This is a genomic window from Fusicatenibacter faecihominis (genome assembly GCF_020686945.1).
GTDB lineage: Bacteria > Bacillota > Clostridia > Lachnospirales > Lachnospiraceae > Limivivens > Limivivens faecihominis.
In genome coordinates this window covers 1-25,964 of the sequence record NZ_JAJEPR010000001.1, presented here as the reverse complement: position 1 = coordinate 25,964, position 25,964 = coordinate 1, and the positions used below count along the sequence as shown (strand labels likewise).

Sequence of the window (25,964 nt, the reverse complement as noted above, 5' to 3'; positions counted from 1 at the left end):
CCTCTCCCTGATTTACTGCTGTTCTGCCAGATAAGCGTCCAACTGTGCCTGTTTCTCTGCAATGATATCAGCAAGACCGGCTGCTTCCAGTTCGGAATTTGCCTGTTCAATGGTGCTTTGAACATCAACGCTTCCGGAGAGCAGCGCTTTGTAGTATTTATCCATGATGTTAGAGCATGCGGTGTACTGATCAACTACATTGGTGGTATCAAATGCGAAACCAAAGCCTTTTGTTTTCAGAGTATCCTTATTGAACTGGATCAGATCTTCAAAGAAAGTCGGGCCGTTTACATCCAGCGGATAAGTGTTTCCGGAATAAGGAACGATCCAGTAACCTTCTGCCATGCCGTAGCCACAGTCAGCAGCGGTCTTTCCTTCGGGGAAGGAGATGGTGCCGTCTTCATTTACTACATAATGAGTTCCCTCAATACCATCTGCAAGAAGAGTGCAGACATCTTTATCGGTATAAAGGATCTGCATCAGTTCCCAGGCTGCATCGGTATCTTTGGAGTTTACGTTGATTCCATAGCAGAGAGCCTGATAAGAGTTGGACTGTGCCCAGGCACTGACAACCTCGGTACGGATCATGCCGGCTACATTGTTTACAGAGTAGTTATCAAAGCAGGCAATGGCCTGGTCGTTTCCGATCAGCGTCTGGAACGGCTGCGTATTGCTTAAAACATCCTGCATGGTAAAGCCATCCTGATACCATTTGCGTGTCCAGGTACAGAAATCTACAAAATCATCGGTCTCGAAGAGGTTTTTCACCTCGGTGGACTGCCCCTGATCCTCCAGCACGCCGATGTACTTCTCATCACCGAGACCATCCCAGGTCCAGCCATTTACCATAGAATCAGATCCCTGCGGAACCAGTGCATAACGATCCGGATATTTCTCATGCGCCTTAGTCAGAAATTCATCGATCTCTTCCATGGTCAGCTTCTGGCCGTTCTCGATACCAAACTCTGCTGCAATGTCTGCATCGATGTTCAGACCGATGATGTTACCGAAGTTTCTTAAGTTCGGAACCGCATAAATTTTTCCGTCCACAGTGGTTCCTTTCATCTCTTCCTCGGACCATACCTGTTTGAACTCATCAGAAGCGTTTGCGTAGTAATCCGTCAGATCTACGAGCTGACCGTTCTTTACATAAGTACTGAGCGGAGTCATGAAGACTGCGATCACATCTGCCTCATCGCCGGTAAACAGAAGGTTGGACTGCTGCAGCCAGTTACCGGTGGTGATGTAGGTCAGGTTCAGATGGATCCCGTATTTCTCCTCAGTGATCTGGTTGATGGCATCCTCTACCTGGGGAGCATCCGGCAGATCATAAACGGTTGGCAGGTGCAGGGAAACTTCTTTCACATCTCCGTCTGCAAATGCACTGAGCTGAGCTGCGGAAAGCATCATGGCTGCTGCGCCACATACGGTAAGAGCTCTTTTTACTGATTTTTTCATAGATTTGTTCCTCCTTTTTTGTTTCGTTTCTGTGTTTTTCTGATGTCATAATTGTAACAGAAAACCAAATACGCTTCTGCCACTTTCATGATTTTGATTGTTTATTTTGTGATTGTTTTATGATTTTTTCATGGTTTTTTTATGCAATCTGTCATTTTCATGACATTGATTATCACTTTTATGACTTCAGCCAGAAAACTTCCGGCATATTGTATAGAAAAAGAAGAGTTTTTCGTCAAACGAAAAACAGCCCGCAGCAACCTTGCAATTTCTGCCGCCTGTGAAACCGAAGGCAGAAATGCAAGGTTGCTGCGGGCGTCCGGAAATGTGCAGCAAGCGTTCTTGATCAGACTCTTGTAAAAAAATTTTGAAGTTTATTTCTCATGTACCTTCCGGTACTCCTGCGGCGTCTGGTCGGTGATCTTTTTGAACATCTTGGAAAAGTGGGAGAAGTTATCGTAGCCCACCTTGGAGGCGATAATGCTGACGGAAAGACGGGAATTTTTCAGAAGCTTCTGAGCCTCCCGCATTTTTTCCATCATGACATAATCCTTGAAGGTCTCGCCGGTCTGTTGCTTGAAAAGCCTGGAGAAATATTCCTCATTCAGGTGAACATAACTCGCCACATCTGTTCTGGAAATGTTCTTGCTAAGATTCTTCTTGATATAGGAAACTGCCAGTGTCACCGCATCCTGATCTCCCTCTTCCTCCAGATTCTCTGCATTTTCCCAGAAAACGCCTTTCTTTCCTTCCGCATTGCAGGCGGCCCGCCTTAAAAGCCCTTCGAAAACCTGCCGTACCTCGCCTTTTTGAGGAGCTTCCCCAGGATAAAAGGCAATGCTGAAATCCATATTTGCCTCAATAAAATCATAAAACTGCTGCATATGCTGGGAACAGCTCCCCTCATGAAACTCTGCACGAGTCGTCTGGATGAAGCACCAGTAACGGTCTTCCCGGAAGCCCGTGACCCAGACATTTGCTTTCTCCTGATAAAAGAGTTCTTCCAGAACGTTTTTCAGCACCAGACTCACCAGTTTTTTCTCCCAGTCGTTCCGAAGCTTCTTCCAGCGCACGACCTGGACCAGGGCCGGATAGATCTGACACTCTTCTGCATCCACCCCGTAGAGCTCCGGCAGATGACCATAAAGCTGCTCCGCCTCTGCCCAGTTTTCTGCCATAATATTTGCCGTCAGGACGTCAAACATATGATTCTTCTGTTCCATAAAAAGCCGCTGGCTGTTTATCATATTCTGCATTTTCTGCTTTTCACAGACACGCTCCCAGACCCGGAGAAGTGCTTTCTCCACATCCTCATAACGGACTGGCTGCAGAATGTAATCAAAGCTTCCCATCCGAATGGCCTCTCTGGCGTACTCGAAATCCGCATGGGAAGTCAGGAAAATGCACTCAATATCCGCAATTTCTTTTTTCGCCCAGAGACACAGGGAAATCCCGTCCTCCTCCGGCATTTCGATGTCACTTAACAGCACATCTACCGGAAAATTTTTCAGAATCAGTTTGGCCTCTCTGGCACTGCAGGCCGTGTATACCTTGTCCACCGGAAGCTTTTCCCAGCGGATCCCGTTCTTCAGACTGTCAACCACTGCCCGCTGATCATCTACCAGACAGACATTCATCATGTTGTTTTTCCCCCCCTTGGAAGGATCAGTTCACTCACTGCCCCTTCATTGTTCTCAAACAGATACTCCGCCTTGTCTCCATAGAGGAAACCGCAGCGCCGTTTGATGTTGTTGATACCGACACAAAACGTACCAGAAGCCGAATCTCCGTTGATTTCCTCCAGTATGGCATCACTGTAGCCCTGACCATTGTCCTGCACCACCAGGTCCAGATAATCGCCCTCCTCTGTCTTCAGGTAACTGGCCGTAATCTGGATCTCCAGCGGACATCTGGCATCTCCCAGTCTGGCATATTTGATGCTATTTTCCACAAAGGTCTGTACGGAAAGGATCGGAATCTGCCAGTCCTCCACCTCGGGATCTACCGTGATCTCACTGGTCACAGGCCGTCCAGTCACATGCTTCTGAAGACCGATATAGTTCTCCACAAAAGCCAGTTCCCGGGAAAGCGGTACCGTTTCCTGCTCTGCCCGGAGAAGATAGCGGAGATGCTCCGAAAGGTTCAGCACCAGCTCCTGGATCTTCTCATCCTCATGCGCCATGGCAAGGGCATTGACAGTCTTCAGCCCGTTCAGGTAAAAGTGAGGCTTCAGCTGAAGCTGCAGATATTGCATCTGAGCCTTCTGTTTTTCTATGATCTCTTCATAGGTGAGATTCTTCTGTTCCTCCAGCTCCCGTACCATCTTTTCCAGTGTCTGACGCACCTCGGTAAATTCCTGGAAACTGCCGCCGATCTCCGGCACCTCCCTTGTCTCACCATTCCGGATGCGGTTCATGGCATCCGTCAGCTGTCGAAGCGGCTGTACCACCTGCCTTCTCATAAACTGGAAAAGCAGGAACACTGCCACGACAGAAAACAGCGTGAGCAAAAGAAGCAAAAGCTGCTGGATCGTGGCGGTCTGCCACCATTTTATGGAATAAATGGTACAGATCCAGAAATCCATATTGGAGATTTTTCTGCCAAACACCTGATAATCCGGCTTTATCTCTTCCAGCATCGTTTCTTCTGCCATGATCTTACTCAAAAGCCGGATCTGCTCTGCCTGTTTTTTCCCGTTTAAAACGTCCCCGTTCTGCACCATGCAGACCTGTGCCTTGATCCCGGTGCTTCTCTCTATCTGTCCTCCAAGCTCCGGCAGGGTATAAACTCCGATAACAGCCACCCCGCCTTTTTTATAACAGACAAAAAGCGAGATTGTTTCTCCGGATCGCACAGTTGACCAGCTTTTTCCCTGGGAAGCATTTGCCTGATATTGTGCCAGCATATTCTTTACTTCCTGTGAATAAACAAAATCCGAATACTTATCCTGTGTCCCATACCAGCACTTTTCACCGTTTCCATAGAAAATATAGAAGCTGCTGAGGTAATCCTGGATGATCAGCCGCGTACGCAGTTTTTCCCGGAGATCATAAACGGTACTGTACTCCTTCGCTGAGCTCTGTTCCTTCTGCAGGGCCTGGAAATTCTTGTCATTCGCATAAATATCATACATCAGCTGATCCACTTTATCGATGGAATTTTTCACCTGCTCCGTATAATCGTTCAGAAGCTCCCATTTGGCAGCTTTCAGTTTTTCCTGATGTGCCTGGATCATATAGCAGTCCAGCAGAAAGAGAATGACCAGAACTGCGCTGTAGCCGAGCATGGTGATCTTCACAATGGTCCGGTTTAGACGTCTGATTTTCTTCTCACGCGGCATTCCTTCTTCGCCTCCAGTGTATAAGTTTTACCGTCCACATAGAGCGTTCCGCCCGGAATCTCAGAATAAACCCTGATTTCCTCCTGGTCCACGGAGACAGAAACGGTTCCACCGGGTACAGGCACTTTGCCTTGGAAGCCCTTGAGGTCGCCCGGATTTGGCCGCACATCGAAAGTATCATACGCAATGCCTGTATTTTCCACACCCAGCCGGAAATTGCCCAGAAGATAAATGGGACTCGCGCTCCAGGCATGGCAGAGGGATTTCTCGAAGGGATTTCCGTACATCGCATAGTGCTCCACGCCGGTCATGGTCGGATCATACTCCTCATAAAGAGTCGTCGCTCCCGTCGCCAGCATGCTGCCGTAGTATTCCCGGATGGATTTTTCCAGGAGGTTCGTATTTCCGGCCTTGCAGTGTACCTGATTTTCGTAAAATTTAAAGTAAGGCGTGGTGATCTGCGGCACTTCGTCATTGAGGACCACCCGCTCGTAAATGTCTTTTTTCACGGTGTCATCGCAGCCCAGGAAAAGGTAAGCCAGAATGTTGCTCTGTCTGGTCACGTTTCGTTTACCAGACTCGTAACTGTCGATAAATACCTTTTTCTCTGTATCGTAGAATTTCTCAAAGATCTGCTTCCGGAGTTTTTCTGCCTCCCCGCCCAGACCTCTGTCATCTCTTCCGATCACCGCACAGATGGCCGCATAACACTCCATGGCTTTGGCAAAAAGGATCTGTTCTCCACAGAGCGCTCCTGTCTTATCCATGGGAGCCCAGTCGATAAACACCCAGTCACCGGGCTTTCCTCTCATGAAACCGTCCTCATCCCGTCTTTCCAGACAGAAATCCATAACCGCCTTCATCTGGTCTTGGATCTGCTCCAGGAAATCCTTATCCCCGTAGGTCTTATAATACTCGTAAAGACTGATGATCCAGAAAAAACTGTAATCCATGATCGTGTTGATATGTACCTTGAAGGGCTGTTTTCCGCCCAGAGCGATCAGCGTCCGCTTCTCGATCTCTTTATCAAAAAAGAGATATCGGTTCACGAAAAGGCTCTGGTAGGCATCTGCTGACCAGACCCACCGATCTCTTTTGATGCCGTCCAGGAAAAATTCCCGGCTGTTCAGATGGAAGGTATATGCCGCCACATCCCAGACTTTGTTGATGATCTCCTCGCTACAGTGGAAAGAGCCTTTGTATTCCAACGGCAGATACTCATACTCTGCCTTCACTTCCACATTCTCATCGCTGACAAAAAGATAACGGAAAGCATAGGGAATATAGCTTAAGACACCTTTCTCCGGCTTATCCTCAAAGCGGATGACACACCACTTTGCATCCATGGCCTCTTCTCTGGATTCCCCAAAACGCACTTTCACCGGTCCTTCACCCAGTCCGGAAAAGCATGTCCTTGCAAAAGTCTCTTTTCCAAAATCAAACAGGACACCTCCCTCGACCTTTTCCTTTTTCACCCAGGAAACGGGCAGATAGGAAAACGGAAAATGATCCGGCGTCTGATCCGAAGAAGCAAACATTTCACTGGTCCCGACTTTCTTCCAGTCCTGACTCATATCATCGCAGAGCCAGGTATCGTCACTCTCAATGACACCATCCACATAAATACAGGGGAAAGTTTCGGTGTTTGCCACCCGGATGAGAACCGTGGTGGTTCCCGGCTCCAGTTTGATCTCTCTCTGTCCGCCGTATTTCTTCTGATTCCATGGCTCTGCTCCTACAATGACCGAAATATTTCCCAACGCATGGATCCGGAATACTCCTCCTTCTGTCGTCACTTCTTTTTTGAAGCAGACCACCGGTTCCGGGGCATAAAGCTTCCAGACTACCGGTTCCGGATAGCCATACTGCTGTCTTCTTGTATGAAGGATCATATTGTGGTAACATTCAAATTCTCCGTATCTCCAAATCCACTGGCTCATATGTGTACCTCTCCTTTTCTCGTTTCAGGCAGACTTCCCGCCTTTTTTCTGTACCCCAAAACACTGCTTCAGACCGCGGCCTGCGGCCTGCGAAGGAGAAACTCTCTTCCGCAGGTCTTTGTCACAGGCGCAGTCTCTCATTGTCTGATAATAAGGATATGATACCACAAAAATTCTGGATCGCTCAATTACTTTTTGTGACGAAGATTATCCTTTTTATGACCATTGCCGGCTGTTTCGTCTGCGGCTGCGCCGCCGGAACATCTCATCCACGAGGAGCGTCTGGATCAGGTCGCTGAGCCAGTTCTGGTCCGGCGGATAGCGCCGCCAGGTCTCCTGGTTCATGGCCAGCATCTCATCTTTGTCCTCCCCTTCCGGGGGCTGGTACTGTTCCTTCACCTGCCCGTAGATCCGGGAAGTCAGGCGGCGGACCTGGTTTTGGTCCGGAGATTCATCATACATGAGGCTTCCCTCGTATTCCATCTGGTCGCAGACATCCTCAATCCACGGAAAGAGCTCCTTTGAGATCTCCGGATAAAGGTTCTTCATCCGCTCCAGATCCCGCTCGGTCTCATAGTCGTCCTCGTAGTAGCGGGTAAGTGGCGTGGAAGGCTCATCTTCCTGGAAGAGGGAGTCCTGGGACTGAGGTGCAGGCGACTGCTCGGGTGACGGAGCCTGCCAGACTTCCTCCGCCTCAAAGGGACGGATGCAGCGCGTGCAGGGGCGGGGCCTGTTTGGACCACCTGGGCCCGGGCCGGGCGGCGGGGGAGGTGGCGGCGGGCCGAAACCTGGACGCGGCGGCGGACCAGACGAACCTCCCGGACCGGGGCCGTAACCCGGACGTGGCGGGGACGGCGGCGGGGGACCAAACCCAGGGCGCGGCGGTCCACCGAAACCAGGACGGGAAGGACGACGGCACCAGGGGCATTTCATTTTCATGGGATCATAATATTCCATAGGGTTCTCCTGAAAACCTCATCCCTACAGGATATGCAGGTTTTGCGGATCTGACCCACATTTTTCTCGGCACGAAAAAAGGGCCCGCCGAAGCGGGCCCCGTAAAACTCATTTTAAATTAGTCGTAGAGGTTCTGTGCGATCTCTGCATCGTCCATATTGTCAGCGGTGTACCACTGGCATCCGGTATCCACATCTGCTACTTCCTCACCGTTTGCTGCCATGGTCAGAAGGTCGATAACTGCTGCGCCCATTGCTACAGGAGCCTGGGTTACTGCGCCGTAGAGAGTACCGTTCTTGACAGCCTCTTTGATAACAGTACCGGAGTCGAAGGTCACGCCTAATACCTGATCTTCGCCGCTGCCCAGTTTCTGCAGGTTCTCGTTACCGGTTACCATTGCCTCACCGGAGTGCTGGTTAGAACCGTAGATGCAGATGGTATCATCTTTGTTCAGCAGGGTCTGGCAGTCTGTTGCGGACAGCTCTGCGGTTACCTGTGACGGTACTGCTACATCAATGATTACTTTTGCATCGTCAGTAGCCTCTACTTTAGAGTCCTGAACGTATTTGTCATTTCCTTCTACGGTTACGGTGTGTCCATCAGCTGCTGCCAGCTCTGCGATCTTATCGATGAAGCCAAGACCTCTGTTAACGATAGACTCACTGGTTGCATCCTGACCCATAACACCGATACGAACAGAACCTTCCGCTGCTGCGATTCTGTCTTTCAGAACCTCATAGGTCTTCTCTGCTGCCAGCTCACCGGCTGCATAGTTGTCGGTTGCTGCGTTTGCTACTACAGAACCTTCCGGAGCTCCCGGTACACCGGAGTCAAATCCTACGATGGGGATTCCTGCATCTTTTGCCTGCTGCAGAGCGTCATTACAAGCATCCGTACTCAGTGCTGCAAGACCGATTGCTGCCGGTTTTGCATTGATTGCACTGTTCAGCATCTGTACCTGGTCTGCGATATCAGACTCAGAGTTCGGTCCTACAAAGTTCATGGTAACACCGAGACGGTCAGCCTCTTCCTGTGCTCCTTTTAATACTGCCTGCCAGTACTGATGCTGGAAGCCTTTGGATACGATCTCGAAGTGATAAGCCTCTTTTGCCTCTACATTGCTCAGATCTACAGAAGCTGCTGCCTCAGTCTCTCCCTCGCTTGCAAGTACGGGAACGGTGATCATGGATGCCACCATAGCGGTTGCCAGTAAAGCGCTGATCATTTTGTTTTTCATTGTAAAATCCTCCTTTTTTACATTACATAGTTTTTTCCCCTGATGCCCATAGGCATCTTATCTAACAGTTCAGGCCCCCAGGCTTTCGCCTCTCCTGAACGGCTATTCTTTTTTAGTCAACCACTACGCCCTTCTGGAGCATAATGTTTGCATAGAGTGCGCTCTCGCCGGTAGCGATGATCGCATATACTTTTTTCGCCTCATCGTAGAAAGCAAATCTCTCGATGTGACCGATGGCGTCTCCGCCTCTCTTATCATGTTTTTCAACGATTTCTTTATAAGTATCCCAAATCGGTGTCTCAACATCGTCACCGGGCATTACTTCCATCAGATTTACCGGATGCTCTACATAAGTATCCAGCGGGAACACCTCAAGGATGGCGTCCAGAAGTTCCGGCACGCCGTGGCCGTCACAACGGATCACGATCGCGTCTTTTCCCATGGACTCTGCCGGGAAATTTCCGTCGGAAATAACCAGACGGTCGCTGTGTCCCATTTCACAGAGCACTTTTAAGAGCTCCGGAGATAAAATCTTTGGAATTCCTTTTAACATTTCTTGCTTCCTCCCAGTTGTCATTTTTTCGGACCGGGCTGCCGCCCCCGACAGCCCGTCCATACACACCAAACACACTTTTTATGAAGTGAAAGCCTTAACAGGCCTGCTTCCAATTATTAGTCGTAAAGGTTTTGTGCAATCTCAGGATCGTCCATGTTGTCAGCGGTATACCACTGGCATCCGGTATCCACGTCTGCTACTTCCTCACCGTTTGCTGCCATGGTCAGAAGGTCGATAACTGCTGCGCCCATTGCTACAGGAGCCTGGGTTACTGCGCCGTAGAGAGTACCATTCTTGACAGCCTCTTTGATAACAGTACCGGAGTCGAAGGTCACGCCTAATACCTGATCTTCGCCGCTGCCCAGTTTCTGCAGGTTCTCGTTACCGGTTACCATTGCCTCACCGGAGTGCTGGTTGGAACCATAGATGCAGATCGTGTCGTCTTTGTTCAGCAGGGTCTGGCAGTCTGTTGCGGACAGCTCTGCGGTTACCTGTGACGGTACTGCTACATCGAGGATCACCTTAGCCTCCTTGGTAGGCTCTACTTTACAATCCTGAACGTATTTGTCGTTTCCTTCTACAGTTACGGTATAGCCGTCAGCCTCTGCCAGCTCAGCGATCTTGTCGATGAAGCCAAGGCCACGGTTGATGATGGACTCACTGGTTGCATCCTGGCCCATAACGCCGATACGAACGGAACCTTCTGCTGCTGCGATTCTGTCTTTCAGAACCTCATAGGTTTTCTCTGCTGCCAGCTCACCAGCTGCGTAGTTGTCAGTTGCTGCGTTTGCTACTACAGAACCTTCCGGAGCTCCCGGTACGCCGGAGTCAAAGCCTACGATGGGGATTCCTGCATCTTTTGCCTGCTGCAGAGCGTCGTTACAAGCATCGGTACTCAGAGCTGCCAGACCGATTGCTGCCGGTTTTGCGTTGATTGCGCTGTTCAGCATCTGTACCTGGTCTGCGATATCGGACTCGGAGTTCGGTCCTACGAAGTTCATGGTAACGCCGAGACGCTCAGCCTCCTCCTGTGCTCCCTTTAATACTGCCTGCCAGTACTGATGCTGGAAGCCTTTGGATACGATCTCAAAGTGATAAGCTTCTTTTGCTTCTACCTTGCTGAGGTCGATGGTGCCTTTTACGGTTTCGGTCTCAGATTCGCTCTCGGACTCGGCCTCAGTCTCTTTTGCGTCAGTTGCTTTCTTGGTTTCTTTCTCGGTTTCGGACTCAGATTCTGTCTCAGTTTCTTTCTCGGTAGCCTTCTCGGTTTCCTTCTTGGTCTCTTTCTCGGTTACCTTTTCAGTCTCAGATTCAGACTCGGTCTCTTTCTCGGTAGCTTTCTCAGTTTCCTTCTCGGTCTCCTTCTCGGTTACTTTCTCAGTTTCCTTCTTGGTCTCTTTCTCAGTAGCCTTCTCGGTCTCTTTCTCGGTAGCCTTCTCAGTTTCCTTCTCGGTCTCTTTCTCGGTTACTTTCTCAGTTTCCTTCTCGGTCTCTTTCTCAGTAGCCTTCTCAGTTTCCTTCTCGGTCTCTTTCTCAGTAGCCTTTTCGGTTTCCTTCTCGGTCTCTTTCTCAGTAGCCTTCTCGGTCTCCTTCTCAGTAGCCTTCTCGGTCTCCTTGGAAGCAGACTCGGTCTCAGTCTCTACTTTTTTCTTGGTTTCTTTTTCAGTAGCCTTTTCCGTTTCTTTCTCGGTGGCTTTCTCGGTAGTTTCTTCTTCCGTCGTTGCAGCTTCTGTGGTAGCTGCCTCGGTAGCTTTTTCTGTAGCCTTCTCAGTGGCTTTCTCAGTCTCAGTAGCTTTTTCCGTTGCTTTTTCAGTTGCCTTCTCGGTTGCTTTCTCGGTGGCAGCTTCTGTTGCTTTCTCAGTGGCTTTCTCGGTTGTCTTATTTGAGCCGCTTCCGCAGCCGCCAACCATTGTTGCTACCATGGATGCACATAAGAGTGCGCTGATTACTTTGCGTTTCATCCTTCGAAATCCTCCTTTTGAAGGGCAGCGGAACCTCTCATTCCGCTGTCGAAAAAATAAAAAGTGTGTGTGCTGCTGTGTTAGGCTAATTTTCTATTCTTGATCACGTCGATGAATACGGCGAGAATCAGAATCAGACCGGTGATGATCTGCTGCCAGTTTGCCTGCAGACCGATATACGGAAGGCCGGATTTCAGCATGGACATAACGAATACGCCGAGCAGGGTACCGAAAATGGAACCGCAGCCTCCTGTCATGGAAGTTCCGCCGATGATGGCACCGGCGATAGCGTCAAGCTCAAGGCCTGCGCCGCTTCCGGGGGCGATAGATGAAGAGAATACAGCCGCGTAAGCAACTCCTGCGATTCCTGCGAACACACCGGAAAGGATATATGCTAACGCCTGATATTTTACCACATTTACGCCAGAAAGTCTTGTAGCTTCTTTATTACTTCCGATTGCAATGATGTAACGTCCTGGTCTCGTTCTGTTGAGGAAGAGGGACATGAGGATGACGAAAAGAATCACCCACAAAAAGCCTACCGGAAGAAGAAGTCCGGGTTTGTTGATCTTAAATAACATACGGAACCAGCCCTGCTCACTGGAAGCTGCCGGCCAGGTCACACTCATACCACCGGTGATGATAGAACCAAAACCTCTGGCCACCATCATCGTTCCCAGAGTAGCGATGAAAGGCGGAAGTTCCAGTACTGCAACCAGCACACCGTTGATACAGCCCATCAGAAGACCCAGAAGAAGTGTTCCGAGAATACCTACGATTACCGGCATGCCCTGACGGGTGATCAGATAACCGCCGAACAGTGCGTAGCAGATCATTCCGGTACCAATGGACAGATCCACACCGCCTGTGATCAGACAGAAGGTAACGCCGATGGCCATGAAGCTGATATAATAGGAATAATCAAAAATACTTACCAGTGTAGGATATTTACGAAAGCCCGGGCTCATGATGCTGAAAAATGCAAACAGAACAATGATTACGAGCAATACTACGATTTTCTGTGTACCCACAGCTTTTACAAGGGGATTGTTTGTAAAAGCATTTCCTTTTTTCTTATCTGCCATCTCTATCTCCTCCTACTTCCGAAGCGTTGCCGCGTGCATGATACGTTCCTGAGTTGCTTCCTCAATTCCGATCTCACCAGTTACCCGGCCTTCGCACATAACTATGATACGGTCGCTCATTCTCAAAATCTCTGTCATCTCAGAGGAAATCATGATGATCGATTTTCCAGCTGCTACCAGCTCGTTCATCAGATGGTAAATTTCACTCTTTGCTCCTACGTCGATGCCTCGGGTAGGCTCATCGAAGATCAGGATATCACAGTTTCTCACCAGCCATTTGGCGATAACAACTTTCTGCTGGTTTCCTCCGGAAAGGTTTACCACCAGCTGATCCACGCTGGGAGTCTTTGTCTTCAGGGAATCCACATATTTCTGGGCGATGCCTCTCTCTTTCTTCTTATTGATGAAAGCGCCGCTCATGAACTGGTCCATGGTAGCCATCGTGGAGTTCTCCGCCACGCTCTTTCCTACGACGATACCGTAACGTTTCCGGTCCTCAGAAAGATAACCGATACCATGTTTTACCGCATCCATGGGATTCTTGATATCCACTTCTTTTCCGTTTATGTAGATCTTTCCGCTCTCCTTGGGGTCTGCTCCGAAAAGAGCTCTGGCCGTCTCGGTACGTCCTGCGCCCATCAGGCCGGAGAAACCGAGGATCTCGCCTTTGTGAAGCTCGAAGCTTACATTCTGTACCATTTTTCCTGCGTTGAGGTTTTCCACCTTGAGTACTACCGGAGCGTTCTTCGGAACGTTGCTCTCGGTCTTCGGATCCTCGTAAATGACACGGCCAACCATCATGTTGATGATGTCGTCCTTGGTACATTCCTTGGTGATGAGGGTGCCTACATAGCAGCCGTCACGCATGACGGTCACGCGGTCCGTGATGACCTTGATCTCATCCATACGATGAGAGATATAAACGATTCCCATGCCCTTATCACGAAGGTCACGGATGATTTTAAACAGCTCTTCGATCTCGGCCTCAGTCAGCGCTGCTGACGGCTCGTCGAAAATAATAACCTTTGCGTCATGGGAGATGGCTTTTGCGATCTCGCACATCTGCTGACGGCCTACGGTCAGATTTCCCATTTTTTCTGTGGGATCAATCTTGATGTTCAGACGATCAAAAAGCTTCGCTGCTTCCTGATTCATCTTCGCATCGTTGATGAGTTTTCCATTCATGATCTCACGGCCGATGAAAATGTTCTGGGCCACGGTCAGATGGTTCATCATATTTAATTCCTGATGCACAATGACAACGCCTGCTGCCTGTGCGTCACGGGGATTTGCAAATTCTACTTCTTTTCCCTCGTAGGTGATGGTTCCGGAGTCTTTTTTATAAATACCGGTCAGCACCTTCATAAGAGTGGATTTTCCGGCTCCGTTTTCTCCCATGAGGGCGAGCACTTCACCTTTTCTGATTTCAAGATCTACATGATCAAGGGCATGTACACCCGGGAACGATTTGTCGATCCCTTTCATAGTCAAAATAACTTCGCCCATGTCTTCACCTTCTACCTTTCTTTCTATGGATCAATCAGTTTTTCTTTCTTCTGCTTCGTACATCGGCAAATACTGCCACCAGAACGATGATACCGGTAATTACATACTGATAATCCTTCTGGAAGCCCATAGCCAGGATTCCTTCCTGAAGAAGAGAAATAATCATAACGCCGATGATACTTCCGCCGATGGAGGCGACGCCTCCGGACATGGACGTTCCGCCCATAACACAGCTTGCAATGGCGTCATTGTTGAAGGTATCTCCAAGACCCGGGGAAACAATGGTGTAAGATCCCACATAGGCGATGGCTGCGAAGCCTGCCAGCGTACCGCAGATCACGAAAGCCAGCAGTTTCCATTTCTTTACGTCAACACCGGAAAGCCTTACTGCTTCCTGGTTGCTTCCAAGACAAAGGATATAACGTCCTGCTTTGGTGTTATTGAGGATGATACCGCAGATAACAGCCACGATCAGGAGAATGATAAGACCTGTAGGGATATCCGTTCCGCCCACATTCATTTTGATCAGGTTTTTGTACCAGCCGCCTTCGCCACTGGACTGGGGCCAGCTCATGGCCTGTGTCTTCGTGAAGACGGAACCGATACCTTTGGAAAGCATCATGACGGCCATGGAGGAAATGAAGGACGGCAGTCCCATATAAGCCACCAGAAAGCCGCTGAAAAGTCCGAATACAAGGCCCACCAGAATGGTGATGATAAGACATGCTCCCATGGGAACACCGTCCACAAAGAGTTTTCCACCGATCAGAGCCGCACAGAACATCACGGGTCCGATGGAGAAATCAATCTCACCTGTCGCAATGACGAAAGTAACGCCCAGAGCCAGAAAGCCCAGGAAGTACGCATAGTTTAATGCACTGATGATACGCGAGTAGCTCACAAAGCTGGGCTCGACGATACTGAACAGTATGTACATCAGCACCAGTACACCACAAAGGATGATCCGGTTGAAACCGAGTTTTTTCACAATCGGACTGTTTTTAAAATTTTCCATTTCTCTTCCTCCATTCTCCAAGTGTTGCCGTATACATGACGATACCCTCCGTTTCCTTTGGTGAAAGGATCATCCTGCCCTTTTCCGTACATTTCTTTTCGCCCCCGAAAAGCCCCCAATACATTTTTAGGCAGGTTGATCATTTCTTCATTACTATGACAATATTATATGGTTATTTTTGAAGAAAAAGAATGGGATATCTTCTGATGAAAGGGGAATATTTTACTTTTTCATGGAATTTTTTACACTTGGCATAATAAACTACACAAAAAAGCCCTGCTTTCGCAGAGCCTTTTGTCTCTTAATCCAAGAACGGAAAGAGGAATTTCTGATTCTCATCCGTATACATATTCTCTTTTGTGATGAGCTCGGAACCGGAATCCACCATTTCCGGAAGGATCTCGCCCCGAAGGAGAAGCACTGTATTTTCCACACCAAGATACCCCATGTTAAAGGGCTTCTGGACTATAATGGCATTGAACACCCCTTCTTCCAGCATCTGGACTTCTTCAATGGAACTGTCAAAGCCAACCATGAGGATCGAATCGGAAAGTCCCAGATCCCGGACCGCTTTCCCGGCTCCTATGGCACTGTATTCATTGAGACCCACCAGGATATTGATGTCCGGATGCTCTTCCAGAAGGGCTTTTGTCCGGTTGTATGCTTTTTCATAATTGGAATCGCAGTAAACGGTTCCCACGATATGTTCTTTCTCATCCCCCAGTCCTTCACAGAGACCCTGGTAACGCTCCTGCGCGGTAGAAGAACTTTTCACATGGGATACCACTCCGATCACCGGATTTTCCGGAAGATGTGTCAGGATAAATTCCCCCATTTTCCGTCCGGCAGCCACATTGTCCGTCTCTATCACGATCGACTGAAGATTCTGATCCAGTTCAGAATCAATGAGTACCAGCCGGATCCCCGCGACAACGATCCGGTTCGCCGCCTCCGTGATCTCACTTTTACTGGAAGGCGAAAGGATGATCGCATTCGGATTCATGGCGATAGCTTCATCAATGTAACGCACCTGGGCTTCAAAATCCTGCTCGGAATCCGGAGCGAGAATCGTCAGATCCACGTCATACTCGTTAGCTGCCATCTGCGCCCCTTTCAAAAGCGAGGTCCAGAAATCATTGGCATCATCCCGTGCTTTGGGAATATAGACTACCTGGATACGTCTGGCTGTGCTGGAACGGTTTACGATTATGATCCCCGCTCCAAAAACAAGGACAAGGATCAGGATAATGAGCCCAACTATATATTTTCCGTTATTTTTCATGACTCTTCCCCTCCCTCTGCGGGAATGATCACAGAAACGCCGGTTCCCATGCCCGGCATACTCTCATAAACCAGCCCGTATTCCTTTCCATAATAAAGCTGCAGACGGTTCTGTACATTATAGACTCCCACATGGCTTGTTTTTTTCCTCTGCTTTTCCTTCGGTTCCGGTTTCTTTTCCAGGATATGCTTCAGTGTTTCTTCGTCCATGCCAACGCCGTTGTCCCGTATGGTGATGACCACCTTTCCGTCCTGGATCTCTCCCAGGATAAGGAGCATCCCCTTTCCGTCCAGATATTTGATGCCATGATAAATGGCATTTTCCACCAGTGGCTGGATCACCAGCTTGACGATCTTCCGGTGAAGGACCTCTTCGTCTATATCAATGATATATTCCAGCTGATCCCGGTAGCGAAGCTTCTGAATCGCCAAATAATTACGGGTATACTCGATCTCCCGCTCTACCGTGACGATCTCATCCTCATTGCTGATGCTCTGGCGGAGAAGCTTTGCCAGCGCCGAAGTCATCTGCACCACTTCTTCATTTTTTCCACTCTCTGCCATCCAGATGATGGAATCCAGCGTATTATAAAGGAAATGCGGATTGATCTGTGCCTGAAGCGCCTGAAGCTCACTTTTTCTCTTCTGTTTCTGTTCACGGACATTTTCCGCCATCAGATTCTGGATCTTCTCTGTCATGATATTGAAGGAATGGGTCAGACTGGTGATCTCATTGCAGCCCTCAGGACTTATCAGAGCCTTGTCAAACTCTCCCTTCTGCACATTTTTCATAGACTGTTCCAGTTCCTTTACCGGTTTTGTGATCTCACCAGAAAGCCACAACGCCAGAAGCAGAGAAAGGACTCCCAGACAAAGTGCGATCAGCAGATAAAAAAACTGGATTTCGGAACGATTCTTCATAAACTCCGAGACATCGGAAACGCCGACTACAGACCAGCCTGTCTTATCCGATTTAAATACGGAATACAGCTGACGCCGCCCGTTTTGAGAGGTCAGAAAATTCCCTGTCCCGTTTTCCAGCACCTCATCGATGAGCTCCGTTTTCATGCCGCTGTAAAGCAGCTGCTGCTTGGGATGATAAATGATCTTTCCTTTTTTCCCCACGATAAACAGGTAGCTTTTGCTCCCCAGGTTCACATTAGTACAAAGCTCCTGTATGGAACTGTAGTTCATGTCTACAAAAAAGATCCCCTCTACCTCATGCGTTTCCGGATTGATCAGTCCTTTGCTCAGCGTGATCACCCACTGATATTTTCCCTCAATGGCATTCTGGACATGTGAAGCGGAGATCACCGCCTTTCCTTCCGCCTCCATCGTATCCTGATACCAGGGCATGCTGGCGAGATCCACATACGGATTGCGTGTGTCCGTTCCTCTGTTGATGAGCGTCCGCCCGTTCTTTGCAAAAACAGCAATGTTGCAGATATCAGACCGGGCATCCAGCAGCGTGACAAACTGCTCCTGGATCCGTTCCCGCATCATGATATGCTCCATCCGGTCAAAAAGATAATCGGAGAGTTCCGGATTGTTCGTAACAATCTCCATGATGTTTTCCATATAACTGATGTAGGAATCGATATCCCCGTTCACCTGCTCCACCAGCTGGATCGTATAGGATTCTGAATTTTCCAGAATCGTCCTCTCCGTGTAATTCAGAGAGAACAGCAGGAAGATCAGAAGTGCCAGCAAGGTGATCGCCATATAAGAAAAGATCATAGCCCCCCGTATGGTCCGGAATCTGGAAAGCATCCGTAAGGGAGACTTTTTTTCCCCGCCCATTACTTCCGCACCTTTCTGGCATACTCTGTCGGCGTCATACCCGTAGCTTTTTTAAAGATATTGGAAAAATAATGGGGATCGCTGTAGCCCACGTCACAGGCGATCTCGTAGTTTTTCCGGGAGGTGTTTTCCAGGAGGAATTTCGCCTTTTCCACGCGCTTCCTCGTCAGTGCCTCGATAAAAGTCTCCCCGGTGTAATTCTTGAAAATTGAGCTGAAATAGCTCGTGCTCATGGCCAGATAGGAGCAGACGGAATTTAAGGTCACGTCGGAATCCTTATAATGTTCCTCAATGTAATCCAGCGCCCGAAGGGCCTGCCGCTTACAGTAGCTGTCCTTCTCGTCCCGGAAATGCTCCGCCAGCCGGGTGCTGAAAGCCACCAGCACCTCCTCCACCTCGGAAAGATGATTCCGGGCGTAGACCGTATTGAGAAGTTCCCGCTCCTCTTTTAAAATCTTTTCATCGTTCAGAGCCGCAAGATCCAGCTCGTTCATGACCGAGAGGATCAGATTCTGCACATGAAAAATGCTCCTGTTCCGGTTCAGACAGGATTGCCGGAGGGCACTGGTGAAAGCGCCGATTTCCTCCCGTACGTCCTCTTCCTTTCCGCTTCGGATCGCCAGGCAGATCCGGCTCACATATTTCGGCAGCTCACCGCTGACCAGATCCTGATTTTCCGGAAGCTCCCTGGCATAGATCACCTGATTTCCGCCCAGAACAAACTTGTATTCCAGCGTCCGTTTCGCCTCCTGGAAGGATCGCGGCAGCTCCTGAAGCCGTCCGACCCTGCCGCCGAGTCCGATAGTGCTCTGAACCTTCAGAAAATGGAAAATGCTGTCGTGAATCTCCTCCGTCACTTTTAACGCCAGCTCCTCGATCCCCTCGTTTCCCGAAAAAATCAGCACGGTCCGCTCGTCCACATCCTGAAAGCTCACGCCCGCCTGGTAAAAATCCATGATCTCCGCGGAAATATTGTAGATTGCAAAGCAGGCCAGATCGCTCTTATACTCGTCCGACTGTCTCAGAAACGGCGTCAAATCGTCCCCGGTCACAAGGGCCGTCATGAAATATTATCCATTCAGCCGGATCTTATAATCCTTTAATTTTTCCTGGATTTCCTGCGCTCCCACGTTTCCCATGAGAAGGCTGTTCAGGAAACGGCCGCGGAGAATCGGCAGATTGCTCATATACGCGCCGCGGATTCTCTTCATATCCGACCTCTGAAAACGCTCCTCGTCCAGTTTTTCTTTTACCCGCGTCAGAGTCTGGGCCAGCTCTTTCGCCGTGATGGGTTTTAAAATATAGTCCATCACCTGATATTTTACCGCTGTCTTGGCATACTCAAAGTCATCATAACCGCTGATAATGATAACCTTGACCCCTTTGTGCTTCTCATAGAGATAGCGGGTCAGTTCCATGCCGTCCACATAGGGCATGCAGATATCTGTCAGGACCAGATCTGCTTCTTCCTGATCCAGCCGTTCGATTGCTTCCCTGCCGTTCTTGCAGGTCCCCATAAGCTCGTACCCCAGTTCCTTCCAGCGGGTGTTCTCGCTGATCGCCTCACGGATCAGCGCCTCGTCATCCACCAGCAATACTTTATACAAAAATAACCCTCCCTTGTCTTCGTAAATCCCCAAAACAGTGCCATAGCAAATTTATTCTGAATGTTCTGAATAATTACATTTTACCTTATAATCCTTCAAAATACAATGGCCGGACAGACCGCAGATTTACATTTTAGGGCTGGCATGATACGATGGAGACAATTGATTTTCAGGAGGATTGGATATGAATATTTTATATGAAGATAAAGACATTCTTGTGGTGGAAAAGCCCGCCGGGATTCCGGTGGAGACCAGCCGCATCGGCAGTAAAGACATGGTAAGTTTACTTAAAAATCATCTGGCGGAAACGGGTGGAAAGCCCGGCGGCATTCCCTATCTCGGTATGATTCACCGGCTTGATCAGCCCGTACAAGGCATCATGGTATTCGCCAAAAATCAGAAGGCCGCCGCTTCCCTGAGCAAAGAAATCGCTCAGAACGAGATGAAAAAGACCTACCTCGCCGTCGTGGAAGGAACCGCGAAAGAAGAGGAATCGCTCACAGATTATCTCTTAAAGGATGGCCGCACCAACACTTCCAAAAAGGTTCCCAAAGGAACCAAAGGCGCGAAGGAGTCCCGGCTCTCCTACGAATGCCTGAAAACACTGGAAGATCCGGCTCTCGCCGCCCTTCCGCTCTCCCTCGTCCGGATTCATCTTTTCACCGGCCGCCATCACCAGATCCGCGTCCAGATGGCAGACGTCGGCCTCCCCCTCTACGGCGACCGGAAATACAATCCCGCTTCCAAAGGGTCCTCTCTGGCCCTCTGTGCCTTCGAGCTCACCTTTCGACATCCGGCAACTGGAAAAAGCATGACCTTTTCCTGTAAGCCCACAGGGGAGATTTTCGGGAAGTTTTGATCCTGGTATCATCATTATGTATAAAAGGAGCCCATTTCCGGGTGATAGGGAAATGGACTCCTAGGGGGTGCTTATACTATATTAGAAGAAACTTCTTGCACAGCAAGGTGTACGGTAGCCGATGCTGGATACCGTAATTCCTGTGCTCGGATTGCTGGCATGTACGACCTGTCCGTTACCGATGTACATGGTTACATGACCGATTCCGCCGCTGCCCTGATAGAACAGAAGGTCGCCGGGCTGGATGGAATCCAGGCTTACCGGAGTACCTACGGTAGACTGTGATGCTGCGGTACGCGGAAGGCTGATGCCGAAGTTTGCCATTACGGAAAGTACAAAACCGGAACAGTCTGCTCCGTTGGTCAGGCTGGTGCCGCCGTATACATACGGATTACCTACAAACTGAAGTGCGTAGCTTACAACACTCTGACGAATGCTGGAAGAGCTGGAGCTTGAGCTGCTATCGGAAGAACTGCTGTCTGAGGAGCTGCTGGAGCTGTTATCGTAGGAGGAACCATCGTCGTAGTTGCCATCCTGCTGATTCTGCTGTGCTTTCTGCTGTGCTTCCTGCTCTGCCTTGGCTGCTGCCTCGGCCTCTGCCTGCTGACGGGCTGCCTCCGCTGCCGCTGCTTCAGCCTCTGCCTGCTGGCGGGCTGCTTCTGCTGCTGCCGCTGCTTCGATGGCTGCCTGGGCTGCCGCATCGGCTTCTGCCTGGGCTTCCTCAGACCAGTTCTGGTCTGCCTGATTCTGTGCGTCTACAGCTGCCTGCCATGCATCGGCTGCTGCCTGCTCTTTCTGCTGTGCTTCCTGCTCCTGGCTGTCTGCACTTGCCTGGGAAGCTGCTGCTGTCTGAGCTGCCGCATCAGCCGCTGCCTGAGCTTCTGCTGCCGCCTGAGCCTCGGCTGCCTCCTGGGCTGCCTTCTCAGCTGCGATACGCTCCTCCTCTGCCTGAGCTTCCTGTGCCCATACAGATGCAACGGAGGTATCCTGTGCTACATATGCGATCTGATCTGTCAGATCCTGAATCTCGTAATCATATTCCTGCTCGCTGGCCAGCATCTTGGCTTCTGCCAGTGCTGCGTTGGCCTGATCTGCTGCGTAAGCTGCCTCGTTTCCGTCAGCGGCGTTCATAGCTGCGTAAGCTGCTTCCTGCATCTGGGTTGCTTTGTCAAGAGCTGCCTGGACTGCTGCTTTTCTCGCCTCTGCCTGCTCTACGGACTCTGCTTCCACGAACTCGGTATCGCAGTCTACATACTCTTTGGAAACATAACCTTCCACATCATCATCCACTGCAACCTTTACCCAGTCGCCGTCGTCCTCGAGGACTCTCAGCTTCTCGGAATCGCCTACCATGGAAATCGCCTCGGAATTGCTGTCTGCGGAGGAACGAACCATCAGAGTCTCGGTCCCGCCTTTTACCGTAGCCATGTCCGTGCCGACTTCCTGAGCCAGGGCCTCAGCCTGAGATCCAGTCACAAAATAATCGGAGCTCACATATCCGGTCACCTCTCCGGACTGAATGAGGTACCAGCCGTCATCGGTCTTGCCAAGGATCTCTGCCTTGCAGTTATTATAAAGTTTTCCGACAACGTTGCCCTCTGTGCTGGCTGCGTCACGGATATTTACATACTCATCTACCTGTGCGATGGCCACGGTATCATAACCGCTCGGAGCCACCTTCACAACTTCCTTCTGCTGCTGACTGTCTGCGATCTCTGCGCCCATACCTGCCAGTGCGGAATCCAGTCCGGAAGCCATAGTCACCACCCCAGTGCTTCCAAGAACCATTGCACCGGTCATACAGCAGGCCGTAAGTTTCATTAACACGCTTCTTTTCATTATAGATATCACCCTCCGTATCGGTTTTCAACGAAATTTTCCAAAAGGATTTCCGTGTTTTAACCGATTTGTTACATAATTGTTAATTTTACATAGGGCTATCATAACAAATTCAGCTTAATTTGTCAACAGAGATTCACATATTTTTCATTTCTTACTCTTTTTTCGTAAGATAATTCCGGGCGGAATTTACGGCATTTGCCCCGTCTGCCACGGCGGTGACGATCTGTTTCATAGGCTTTGTGCGAAGGTCTCCCGCCGCGAAAACGCCAGGAATATTTGTTACACAATCCTCCCTCGCCTTAACATATTCGAAATCATCCAGCGCCACCTGTCCTTTGATCAGAGTTGTGCAGGGAACGACGCCCACCGCCACAAAGAGGCCTTCCACCGGTAGATTTTTCTTTTCACCGTTCTCTGTATTTTTCAGATGGACGCTTTCCACCTGGTCCTCGCCTAAGATCCGCGTCACCTCGGAGTCCCAGATCACTTCGATATTGGGTCTCGCGAAAAGTTCTCTCTGCAAACTCTCCGCTCCCCGGAGCTGATTTCTTCTGTGGATCAGATAAACCTTCTCACAGCCTCTGGAGAGAAAGATCGCATCCTCAATGGCCACGTCTCCACCACCCACCACGGCAACAGTTTTTCCCTTGAAAAAGGCCCCGTCGCAGGTCGCGCAGTAGGAAACGCCCATGCCAGAAAAATCCTCTTCTCCCCGGACCTCCAGCTTTCTGTGGGAAGCGCCCATAGCCAGAATTACGGTCCGGCCGTGATATTCACTCTGGTCGGTATAGATTATTTTCTCTTCCTTTTCCAGATCCACCCGTTCCACGGTTTCCATTACAAACTCCACGTCCAGTTTTTCCGCATGCTCCCGAAACTTCATCCCTAAGTCAAAGCCGCTGATCCCCCGATAACCCGGATAGTTGTCCACCTCGTAGGTATTTACCACCTGGCCACCGCTTACAAACTCCTTTTCCAGCACCAGAACAGACAGGCAGGCCCGGGCCGCATAGATCGCCGCCGTAAGTCCTGCCGGGCCGGAACCGATGATGATGCAATCGTATAATTTTCCCATTTTTTATCCTCCTTAAAATCCGGGCGCAAAAGTCCCGGACAAGTCTACCTTTCTGCTGTCAGTATAGCAGATTTTCACTGAATAATACATGGGATGTTTTTTCTATGCTGCAAACAAAAAAGCGTTGACAAAAAGCTTTTCTTGCGCTAATCTATTTGTATTAGTAACTGTTATCATTATTGTATATGACCTCCCGCCAGAGCGCAAAAGTTTTTCTTCTATATTATATAGAAGTTTCTGCGTTGGGCAGGTGCATTTGCGGAAGGAGAAAAAATATATGGCAAATCTGAAAAGAAGCAAACAGAGAGAATGTATCAAGGCTTTCCTCGCCACCCGGACGGACCATCCCACCGCCGATACCATCTATATGAATATCCGGCAGGAATTTCCGAACATTAGCCTGGGAACCGTTTACCGGAACCTGGCACTTCTCTCCGATCTGGGCGAGATCATGAAAATCACCACTGACGGAGGAGCTGACCGTTTCGACGGCAACGCCACCCGGCATCATCATTTTATCTGTACCAAATGCCATCGGGTTATGGACCTGGATATGCCGAGTATCGACGGCATCATGGAGACGGCCCAGCAGTGCTGTACAGGCAAGATCGAGAATTATGTGACGCATTTCTACGGAATCTGCGGGGACTGTATTGATAAGAATTAACTGAAAAAGTTTTTCAACTTTTTTCAAAAAACTATTGACGAACTACAAAAATTGTGCTATTTTAATATCAGTAATCATTACTGATTTGATTACAAAGAAACACACAAAAGAATTTTAAAAAATATCATATAAAAGAAAAGGAGATAACGATTATGGCTAAATGGGTATGTAGTGTATGTGGATATGTTTATGAAGGAGAAGCTGCTCCGGCTGTCTGTCCGGTATGTAAAGCACCGGCTGAAAAATTCATCAAACAGGAAGAGACCATGAGCTGGGCTGCAGAGCATGTAGTTGGCGTTGCTAAAGGCGTTTCCGAAGATATCCTCGAGGATCTTCGTGCAAACTTCCAGGGCGAGTGCTCTGAGGTTGGTATGTATCTGGCAATGGCAAGAGTTGCTCACAGAGAGGGTTATCCGGAAGTTGGCCTGTACTACGAGAAAGCCGCTTACGAAGAGGCTGAGCACGCTGCTAAATTCGCAGAGCTCCTGGGCGAAGTCGTAACCGACAGCACCAAGAAGAACCTTCAGATGCGTGTAGAGGCCGAGAACGGTGCTACCGCTGGCAAAGTAGATCTGGCTAAACGTGCAAAAGCAGCTAACCTGGATGCAATCCACGACACCGTGCATGAAATGGCAAGAGATGAGGCTAGACACGGCAAAGCATTCGCAGGTCTGCTTAAGAGATATTTCGGAGAATAATTGACACTTCCAGGAGGGTGGGACGAAAGTCCTACCCTCTTTTTTTTCCATTGGGGATGATGTTTTTGGCTTTTTCTCCGTCCCCTTTGGCTTACCGATTCATTTCATCAACAATCGTTACAGGTTTTGCGGTCATTTCTACCCATGCAGGAACAAAGCCACTCTTAATGGCGTTTCTGACTGACCTGACATTGGACCATGCTGTACAGTAAAATGGCACCTTATTCCTGCTTATGATTTCTTTTGCGAGTGCGCTTGTCAGTGCAGAAGCAATCCCCTGCCGTCTGTATTCTGGCAGTACATCCACACCAATCTGCCACATATCTTTGCAATCTGCGGAACAGGCGGCCAATCCAACCAGCGTATTTCCATCGTATGCGCCGATCCCGAGGATATCCAGCTGCTTGCGGTCTTCACAAAGCGCATTGCTCCATTCTGGCCGATACAATTCCCCAAAATCTTCCTGTTTCAGTATACGCGTTTTATAAGCACAGGAAAGAATCGGTATCCTGTTTATATCCGGCAGATAATATTCTGCCATAAAGCATATTTTATGGCCTCTCTCAATCAGTCGTTCGTTCAGCCAGTGCATATTTGGTGTTTCAAAACAATGGTAAAATTCAAATTTCTCTACATACTCGGATACGATATCCAAGGTTTCATTTATTGAAGCCACCATGATATTATTTCCATAGGAAACGAGATTACAGGTAATCGGCTCCTTCAGATATTTGCGGGCGTTCTTTCCTAATTTTAAGGTAACAATCACATTTTTATTTATCTTAAAGTCATTCTCGCAGCATCCCATATCCTCTGCGGATTGCCTCATGGCAATTTCCATCATTTCACGGTTTGTCATAAATTTCTCTCCATATTACAAAACTGTTCCGGCGTGAGACTGTTCAAGACAATCTGCTTATTATTTCCCTAAATGAAAATTACACAAATCTCAAAATTCTTTTTATATCTTCGAGATTGTGACCCTCACATGACTAAAGTCATGTGCTTCCAGACGCTTTAGGCGTCAGACTAAATATCGGCGGATACGCCTGTAACTTAGGTCTGCGCGGTTATGCGCTT

At 49.2% G+C, this 25,964-nt stretch carries 21 protein-coding genes; 3 read left to right on the top strand and 18 right to left on the bottom strand.

What is annotated here, in order from left to right; all coding sequences use genetic code 11:
* Nucleotides 1-12: 12 nt before the first annotated feature.
* The 15 genes from LKD71_RS00105 to LKD71_RS00035 form a co-directional block, all read right to left on the bottom strand.
* The gene (locus LKD71_RS00105) at nt 13-1,458 is read right to left on the bottom strand and encodes an ABC transporter substrate-binding protein (RefSeq protein WP_227613880.1); all 1,446 of its coding nucleotides are present in this window, start codon (nt 1,456-1,458) and stop codon (nt 13-15) included.
* A gap of 374 nt (nt 1,459-1,832) precedes the next feature.
* Complete coding sequence (locus LKD71_RS00100) at nt 1,833-3,098, bottom strand: response regulator transcription factor (protein ID WP_227613879.1); 1,266 nt, start codon at nt 3,096-3,098, stop codon at nt 1,833-1,835.
* Entirely contained in the window at nt 3,095-4,798 is a 1,704-nt protein-coding gene (locus LKD71_RS00095; protein ID WP_227613878.1) for a sensor histidine kinase, read from the bottom strand. Before LKD71_RS00095 ends, LKD71_RS00100 begins: the two co-directional genes overlap by 4 nt.
* Complete coding sequence (locus tag LKD71_RS00090) at nt 4,768-6,738, bottom strand: alpha-L-rhamnosidase-related protein (RefSeq protein WP_227613877.1); 1,971 nt, start codon at nt 6,736-6,738, stop codon at nt 4,768-4,770. The genes LKD71_RS00095 and LKD71_RS00090 overlap by 31 nt, the downstream gene beginning before the upstream one ends.
* Nucleotides 6,739-6,954: 216 nt before the next feature.
* On the bottom strand, nt 6,955-7,287 hold the full coding sequence (locus LKD71_RS00085) for a hypothetical protein (RefSeq protein WP_227613876.1): 333 nt from the start codon (nt 7,285-7,287) through the stop codon (nt 6,955-6,957).
* Between the two features lie 526 nt (nt 7,288-7,813).
* Entirely contained in the window at nt 7,814-8,932 is a 1,119-nt protein-coding gene (locus LKD71_RS00080; RefSeq protein ID WP_227613875.1) for a substrate-binding domain-containing protein, read from the bottom strand.
* 112 nt (nt 8,933-9,044) lie between these two features.
* Complete coding sequence (locus LKD71_RS00075; protein WP_177265041.1) at nt 9,045-9,485, bottom strand: RbsD/FucU family protein; 441 nt, start codon at nt 9,483-9,485, stop codon at nt 9,045-9,047.
* 119 nt (nt 9,486-9,604) lie between these two features.
* Nucleotides 9,605-11,449 (bottom strand): substrate-binding domain-containing protein, encoded by a 1,845-nt coding sequence (locus LKD71_RS00070; RefSeq protein WP_227613874.1) that lies wholly within the window; start codon nt 11,447-11,449, stop codon nt 9,605-9,607.
* An 80-nt stretch (nt 11,450-11,529) separates the two neighbouring features.
* The gene (locus tag LKD71_RS00065; RefSeq protein ID WP_178047336.1) at nt 11,530-12,534 is read right to left on the bottom strand and encodes an ABC transporter permease; all 1,005 of its coding nucleotides are present in this window, start codon (nt 12,532-12,534) and stop codon (nt 11,530-11,532) included.
* Between the two features lie 12 nt (nt 12,535-12,546).
* The gene (locus LKD71_RS00060; RefSeq protein ID WP_178047335.1) at nt 12,547-14,040 is read right to left on the bottom strand and encodes a sugar ABC transporter ATP-binding protein; all 1,494 of its coding nucleotides are present in this window, start codon (nt 14,038-14,040) and stop codon (nt 12,547-12,549) included.
* A gap of 34 nt (nt 14,041-14,074) precedes the next feature.
* Nucleotides 14,075-15,055 (bottom strand): ABC transporter permease, encoded by a 981-nt coding sequence (locus LKD71_RS00055; protein WP_178047334.1) that lies wholly within the window; start codon nt 15,053-15,055, stop codon nt 14,075-14,077.
* Nucleotides 15,056-15,356: 301 nt separating this feature from the next.
* A complete protein-coding gene (locus tag LKD71_RS00050) occupies nt 15,357-16,337 on the bottom strand; it encodes a substrate-binding domain-containing protein (protein ID WP_227613873.1) in 981 nt (326 codons plus the stop codon).
* Nucleotides 16,334-18,136 (bottom strand): cache domain-containing protein, encoded by a 1,803-nt coding sequence (locus LKD71_RS00045; protein ID WP_227613872.1) that lies wholly within the window; start codon nt 18,134-18,136, stop codon nt 16,334-16,336. The genes LKD71_RS00050 and LKD71_RS00045 overlap by 4 nt, the downstream gene beginning before the upstream one ends.
* The gene (locus LKD71_RS00040; RefSeq protein ID WP_305038925.1) at nt 18,136-19,200 is read right to left on the bottom strand and encodes a helix-turn-helix domain-containing protein; all 1,065 of its coding nucleotides are present in this window, start codon (nt 19,198-19,200) and stop codon (nt 18,136-18,138) included. Before LKD71_RS00040 ends, LKD71_RS00045 begins: the two co-directional genes overlap by 1 nt.
* A 6-nt stretch (nt 19,201-19,206) precedes the next feature.
* Nucleotides 19,207-19,743 (bottom strand): response regulator, encoded by a 537-nt coding sequence (locus LKD71_RS00035; protein ID WP_227613871.1) that lies wholly within the window; start codon nt 19,741-19,743, stop codon nt 19,207-19,209.
* 184 nt (nt 19,744-19,927) lie between these two features.
* On the opposite strand from LKD71_RS00035, the gene LKD71_RS00030 reads away from it, so the two are divergent.
* Nucleotides 19,928-20,602 (top strand): RluA family pseudouridine synthase, encoded by a 675-nt coding sequence (locus tag LKD71_RS00030; protein ID WP_227613870.1) that lies wholly within the window; start codon nt 19,928-19,930, stop codon nt 20,600-20,602.
* Between the two features lie 81 nt (nt 20,603-20,683).
* On the opposite strand, the gene LKD71_RS00025 is transcribed toward LKD71_RS00030, so the two are convergent.
* Both LKD71_RS00025 and trxB read right to left on the bottom strand, forming a co-directional pair.
* Nucleotides 20,684-22,441: a C40 family peptidase gene (locus LKD71_RS00025; protein WP_227613869.1), complete on the bottom strand. Its 1,758-nt coding sequence runs from the start codon at nt 22,439-22,441 to the stop codon at nt 20,684-20,686.
* A 154-nt stretch (nt 22,442-22,595) separates the two neighbouring features.
* Nucleotides 22,596-23,519 carry a thioredoxin-disulfide reductase gene (gene trxB, locus LKD71_RS00020; protein WP_227613868.1) on the bottom strand — a complete coding sequence of 308 codons (924 nt, stop codon included), beginning with the start codon at nt 23,517-23,519 and terminating at the stop codon, nt 22,596-22,598.
* A gap of 277 nt (nt 23,520-23,796) precedes the next feature.
* On the opposite strand from trxB, the gene LKD71_RS00015 reads away from it, so the two are divergent.
* Both LKD71_RS00015 and LKD71_RS00010 read left to right on the top strand, forming a co-directional pair.
* Entirely contained in the window at nt 23,797-24,186 is a 390-nt protein-coding gene (locus tag LKD71_RS00015; RefSeq protein ID WP_178047327.1) for a Fur family transcriptional regulator, read from the top strand.
* 152 nt (nt 24,187-24,338) lie between these two features.
* Entirely contained in the window at nt 24,339-24,884 is a 546-nt protein-coding gene (locus LKD71_RS00010) for an NADH peroxidase (RefSeq protein WP_178047326.1), read from the top strand.
* A 91-nt stretch (nt 24,885-24,975) separates the two neighbouring features.
* Here the strand turns inward: LKD71_RS00010 and LKD71_RS00005 are convergent, their stop codons facing one another.
* Nucleotides 24,976-25,743, bottom strand: a complete 768-nt coding sequence (locus LKD71_RS00005; protein ID WP_227613867.1) for a GNAT family N-acetyltransferase — start codon at nt 25,741-25,743, stop codon at nt 24,976-24,978.
* Nucleotides 25,744-25,964: the final 221 nt, after the last annotated feature.

What these genes read in the sequence shown, in the direction of transcription:
- LKD71_RS00030 (WP_227613870.1), top strand. Translation starts at nt 19,928, where the DNA reads ATGAATATTTTATATGAAGATAAAGACATTCTTGTGGTGGAAAAGCCC.
- LKD71_RS00105 (WP_227613880.1), bottom strand. Translation starts at nt 1,458, where the DNA reads ATGAAAAAATCAGTAAAAAGAGCTCTTACCGTATGTGGCGCAGCAGCC.
- LKD71_RS00015 (WP_178047327.1), top strand. Translation starts at nt 23,797, where the DNA reads ATGGCAAATCTGAAAAGAAGCAAACAGAGAGAATGTATCAAGGCTTTC.
- LKD71_RS00095 (WP_227613878.1), bottom strand. Translation starts at nt 4,798, where the DNA reads ATGCCGCGTGAGAAGAAAATCAGACGTCTAAACCGGACCATTGTGAAG.
- LKD71_RS00100 (WP_227613879.1), bottom strand. Translation starts at nt 3,098, where the DNA reads ATGATGAATGTCTGTCTGGTAGATGATCAGCGGGCAGTGGTTGACAGT.
- LKD71_RS00045 (WP_227613872.1), bottom strand. Translation starts at nt 18,136, where the DNA reads ATGGGCGGGGAAAAAAAGTCTCCCTTACGGATGCTTTCCAGATTCCGG.
- LKD71_RS00040 (WP_305038925.1), bottom strand. Translation starts at nt 19,200, where the DNA reads ATGACGGCCCTTGTGACCGGGGACGATTTGACGCCGTTTCTGAGACAG.
- trxB (WP_227613868.1), bottom strand. Translation starts at nt 23,519, where the DNA reads ATGGGAAAATTATACGATTGCATCATCATCGGTTCCGGCCCGGCAGGA.
- LKD71_RS00085 (WP_227613876.1), bottom strand. Translation starts at nt 7,287, where the DNA reads ATGAAGAACCTTTATCCGGAGATCTCAAAGGAGCTCTTTCCGTGGATT.
- LKD71_RS00090 (WP_227613877.1), bottom strand. Translation starts at nt 6,738, where the DNA reads ATGAGCCAGTGGATTTGGAGATACGGAGAATTTGAATGTTACCACAAT.
- LKD71_RS00065 (WP_178047336.1), bottom strand. Translation starts at nt 12,534, where the DNA reads ATGGCAGATAAGAAAAAAGGAAATGCTTTTACAAACAATCCCCTTGTA.
- LKD71_RS00075 (WP_177265041.1), bottom strand. Translation starts at nt 9,485, where the DNA reads ATGTTAAAAGGAATTCCAAAGATTTTATCTCCGGAGCTCTTAAAAGTG.
- LKD71_RS00070 (WP_227613874.1), bottom strand. Translation starts at nt 11,449, where the DNA reads ATGAAACGCAAAGTAATCAGCGCACTCTTATGTGCATCCATGGTAGCA.
- LKD71_RS00080 (WP_227613875.1), bottom strand. Translation starts at nt 8,932, where the DNA reads ATGAAAAACAAAATGATCAGCGCTTTACTGGCAACCGCTATGGTGGCA.
- LKD71_RS00025 (WP_227613869.1), bottom strand. Translation starts at nt 22,441, where the DNA reads ATGAAAAGAAGCGTGTTAATGAAACTTACGGCCTGCTGTATGACCGGT.
- LKD71_RS00010 (WP_178047326.1), top strand. Translation starts at nt 24,339, where the DNA reads ATGGCTAAATGGGTATGTAGTGTATGTGGATATGTTTATGAAGGAGAA.
- LKD71_RS00050 (WP_227613873.1), bottom strand. Translation starts at nt 16,337, where the DNA reads ATGAAAAATAACGGAAAATATATAGTTGGGCTCATTATCCTGATCCTT.
- LKD71_RS00060 (WP_178047335.1), bottom strand. Translation starts at nt 14,040, where the DNA reads ATGGGCGAAGTTATTTTGACTATGAAAGGGATCGACAAATCGTTCCCG.
- LKD71_RS00005 (WP_227613867.1), bottom strand. Translation starts at nt 25,743, where the DNA reads ATGACAAACCGTGAAATGATGGAAATTGCCATGAGGCAATCCGCAGAG.
- LKD71_RS00055 (WP_178047334.1), bottom strand. Translation starts at nt 15,055, where the DNA reads ATGGAAAATTTTAAAAACAGTCCGATTGTGAAAAAACTCGGTTTCAAC.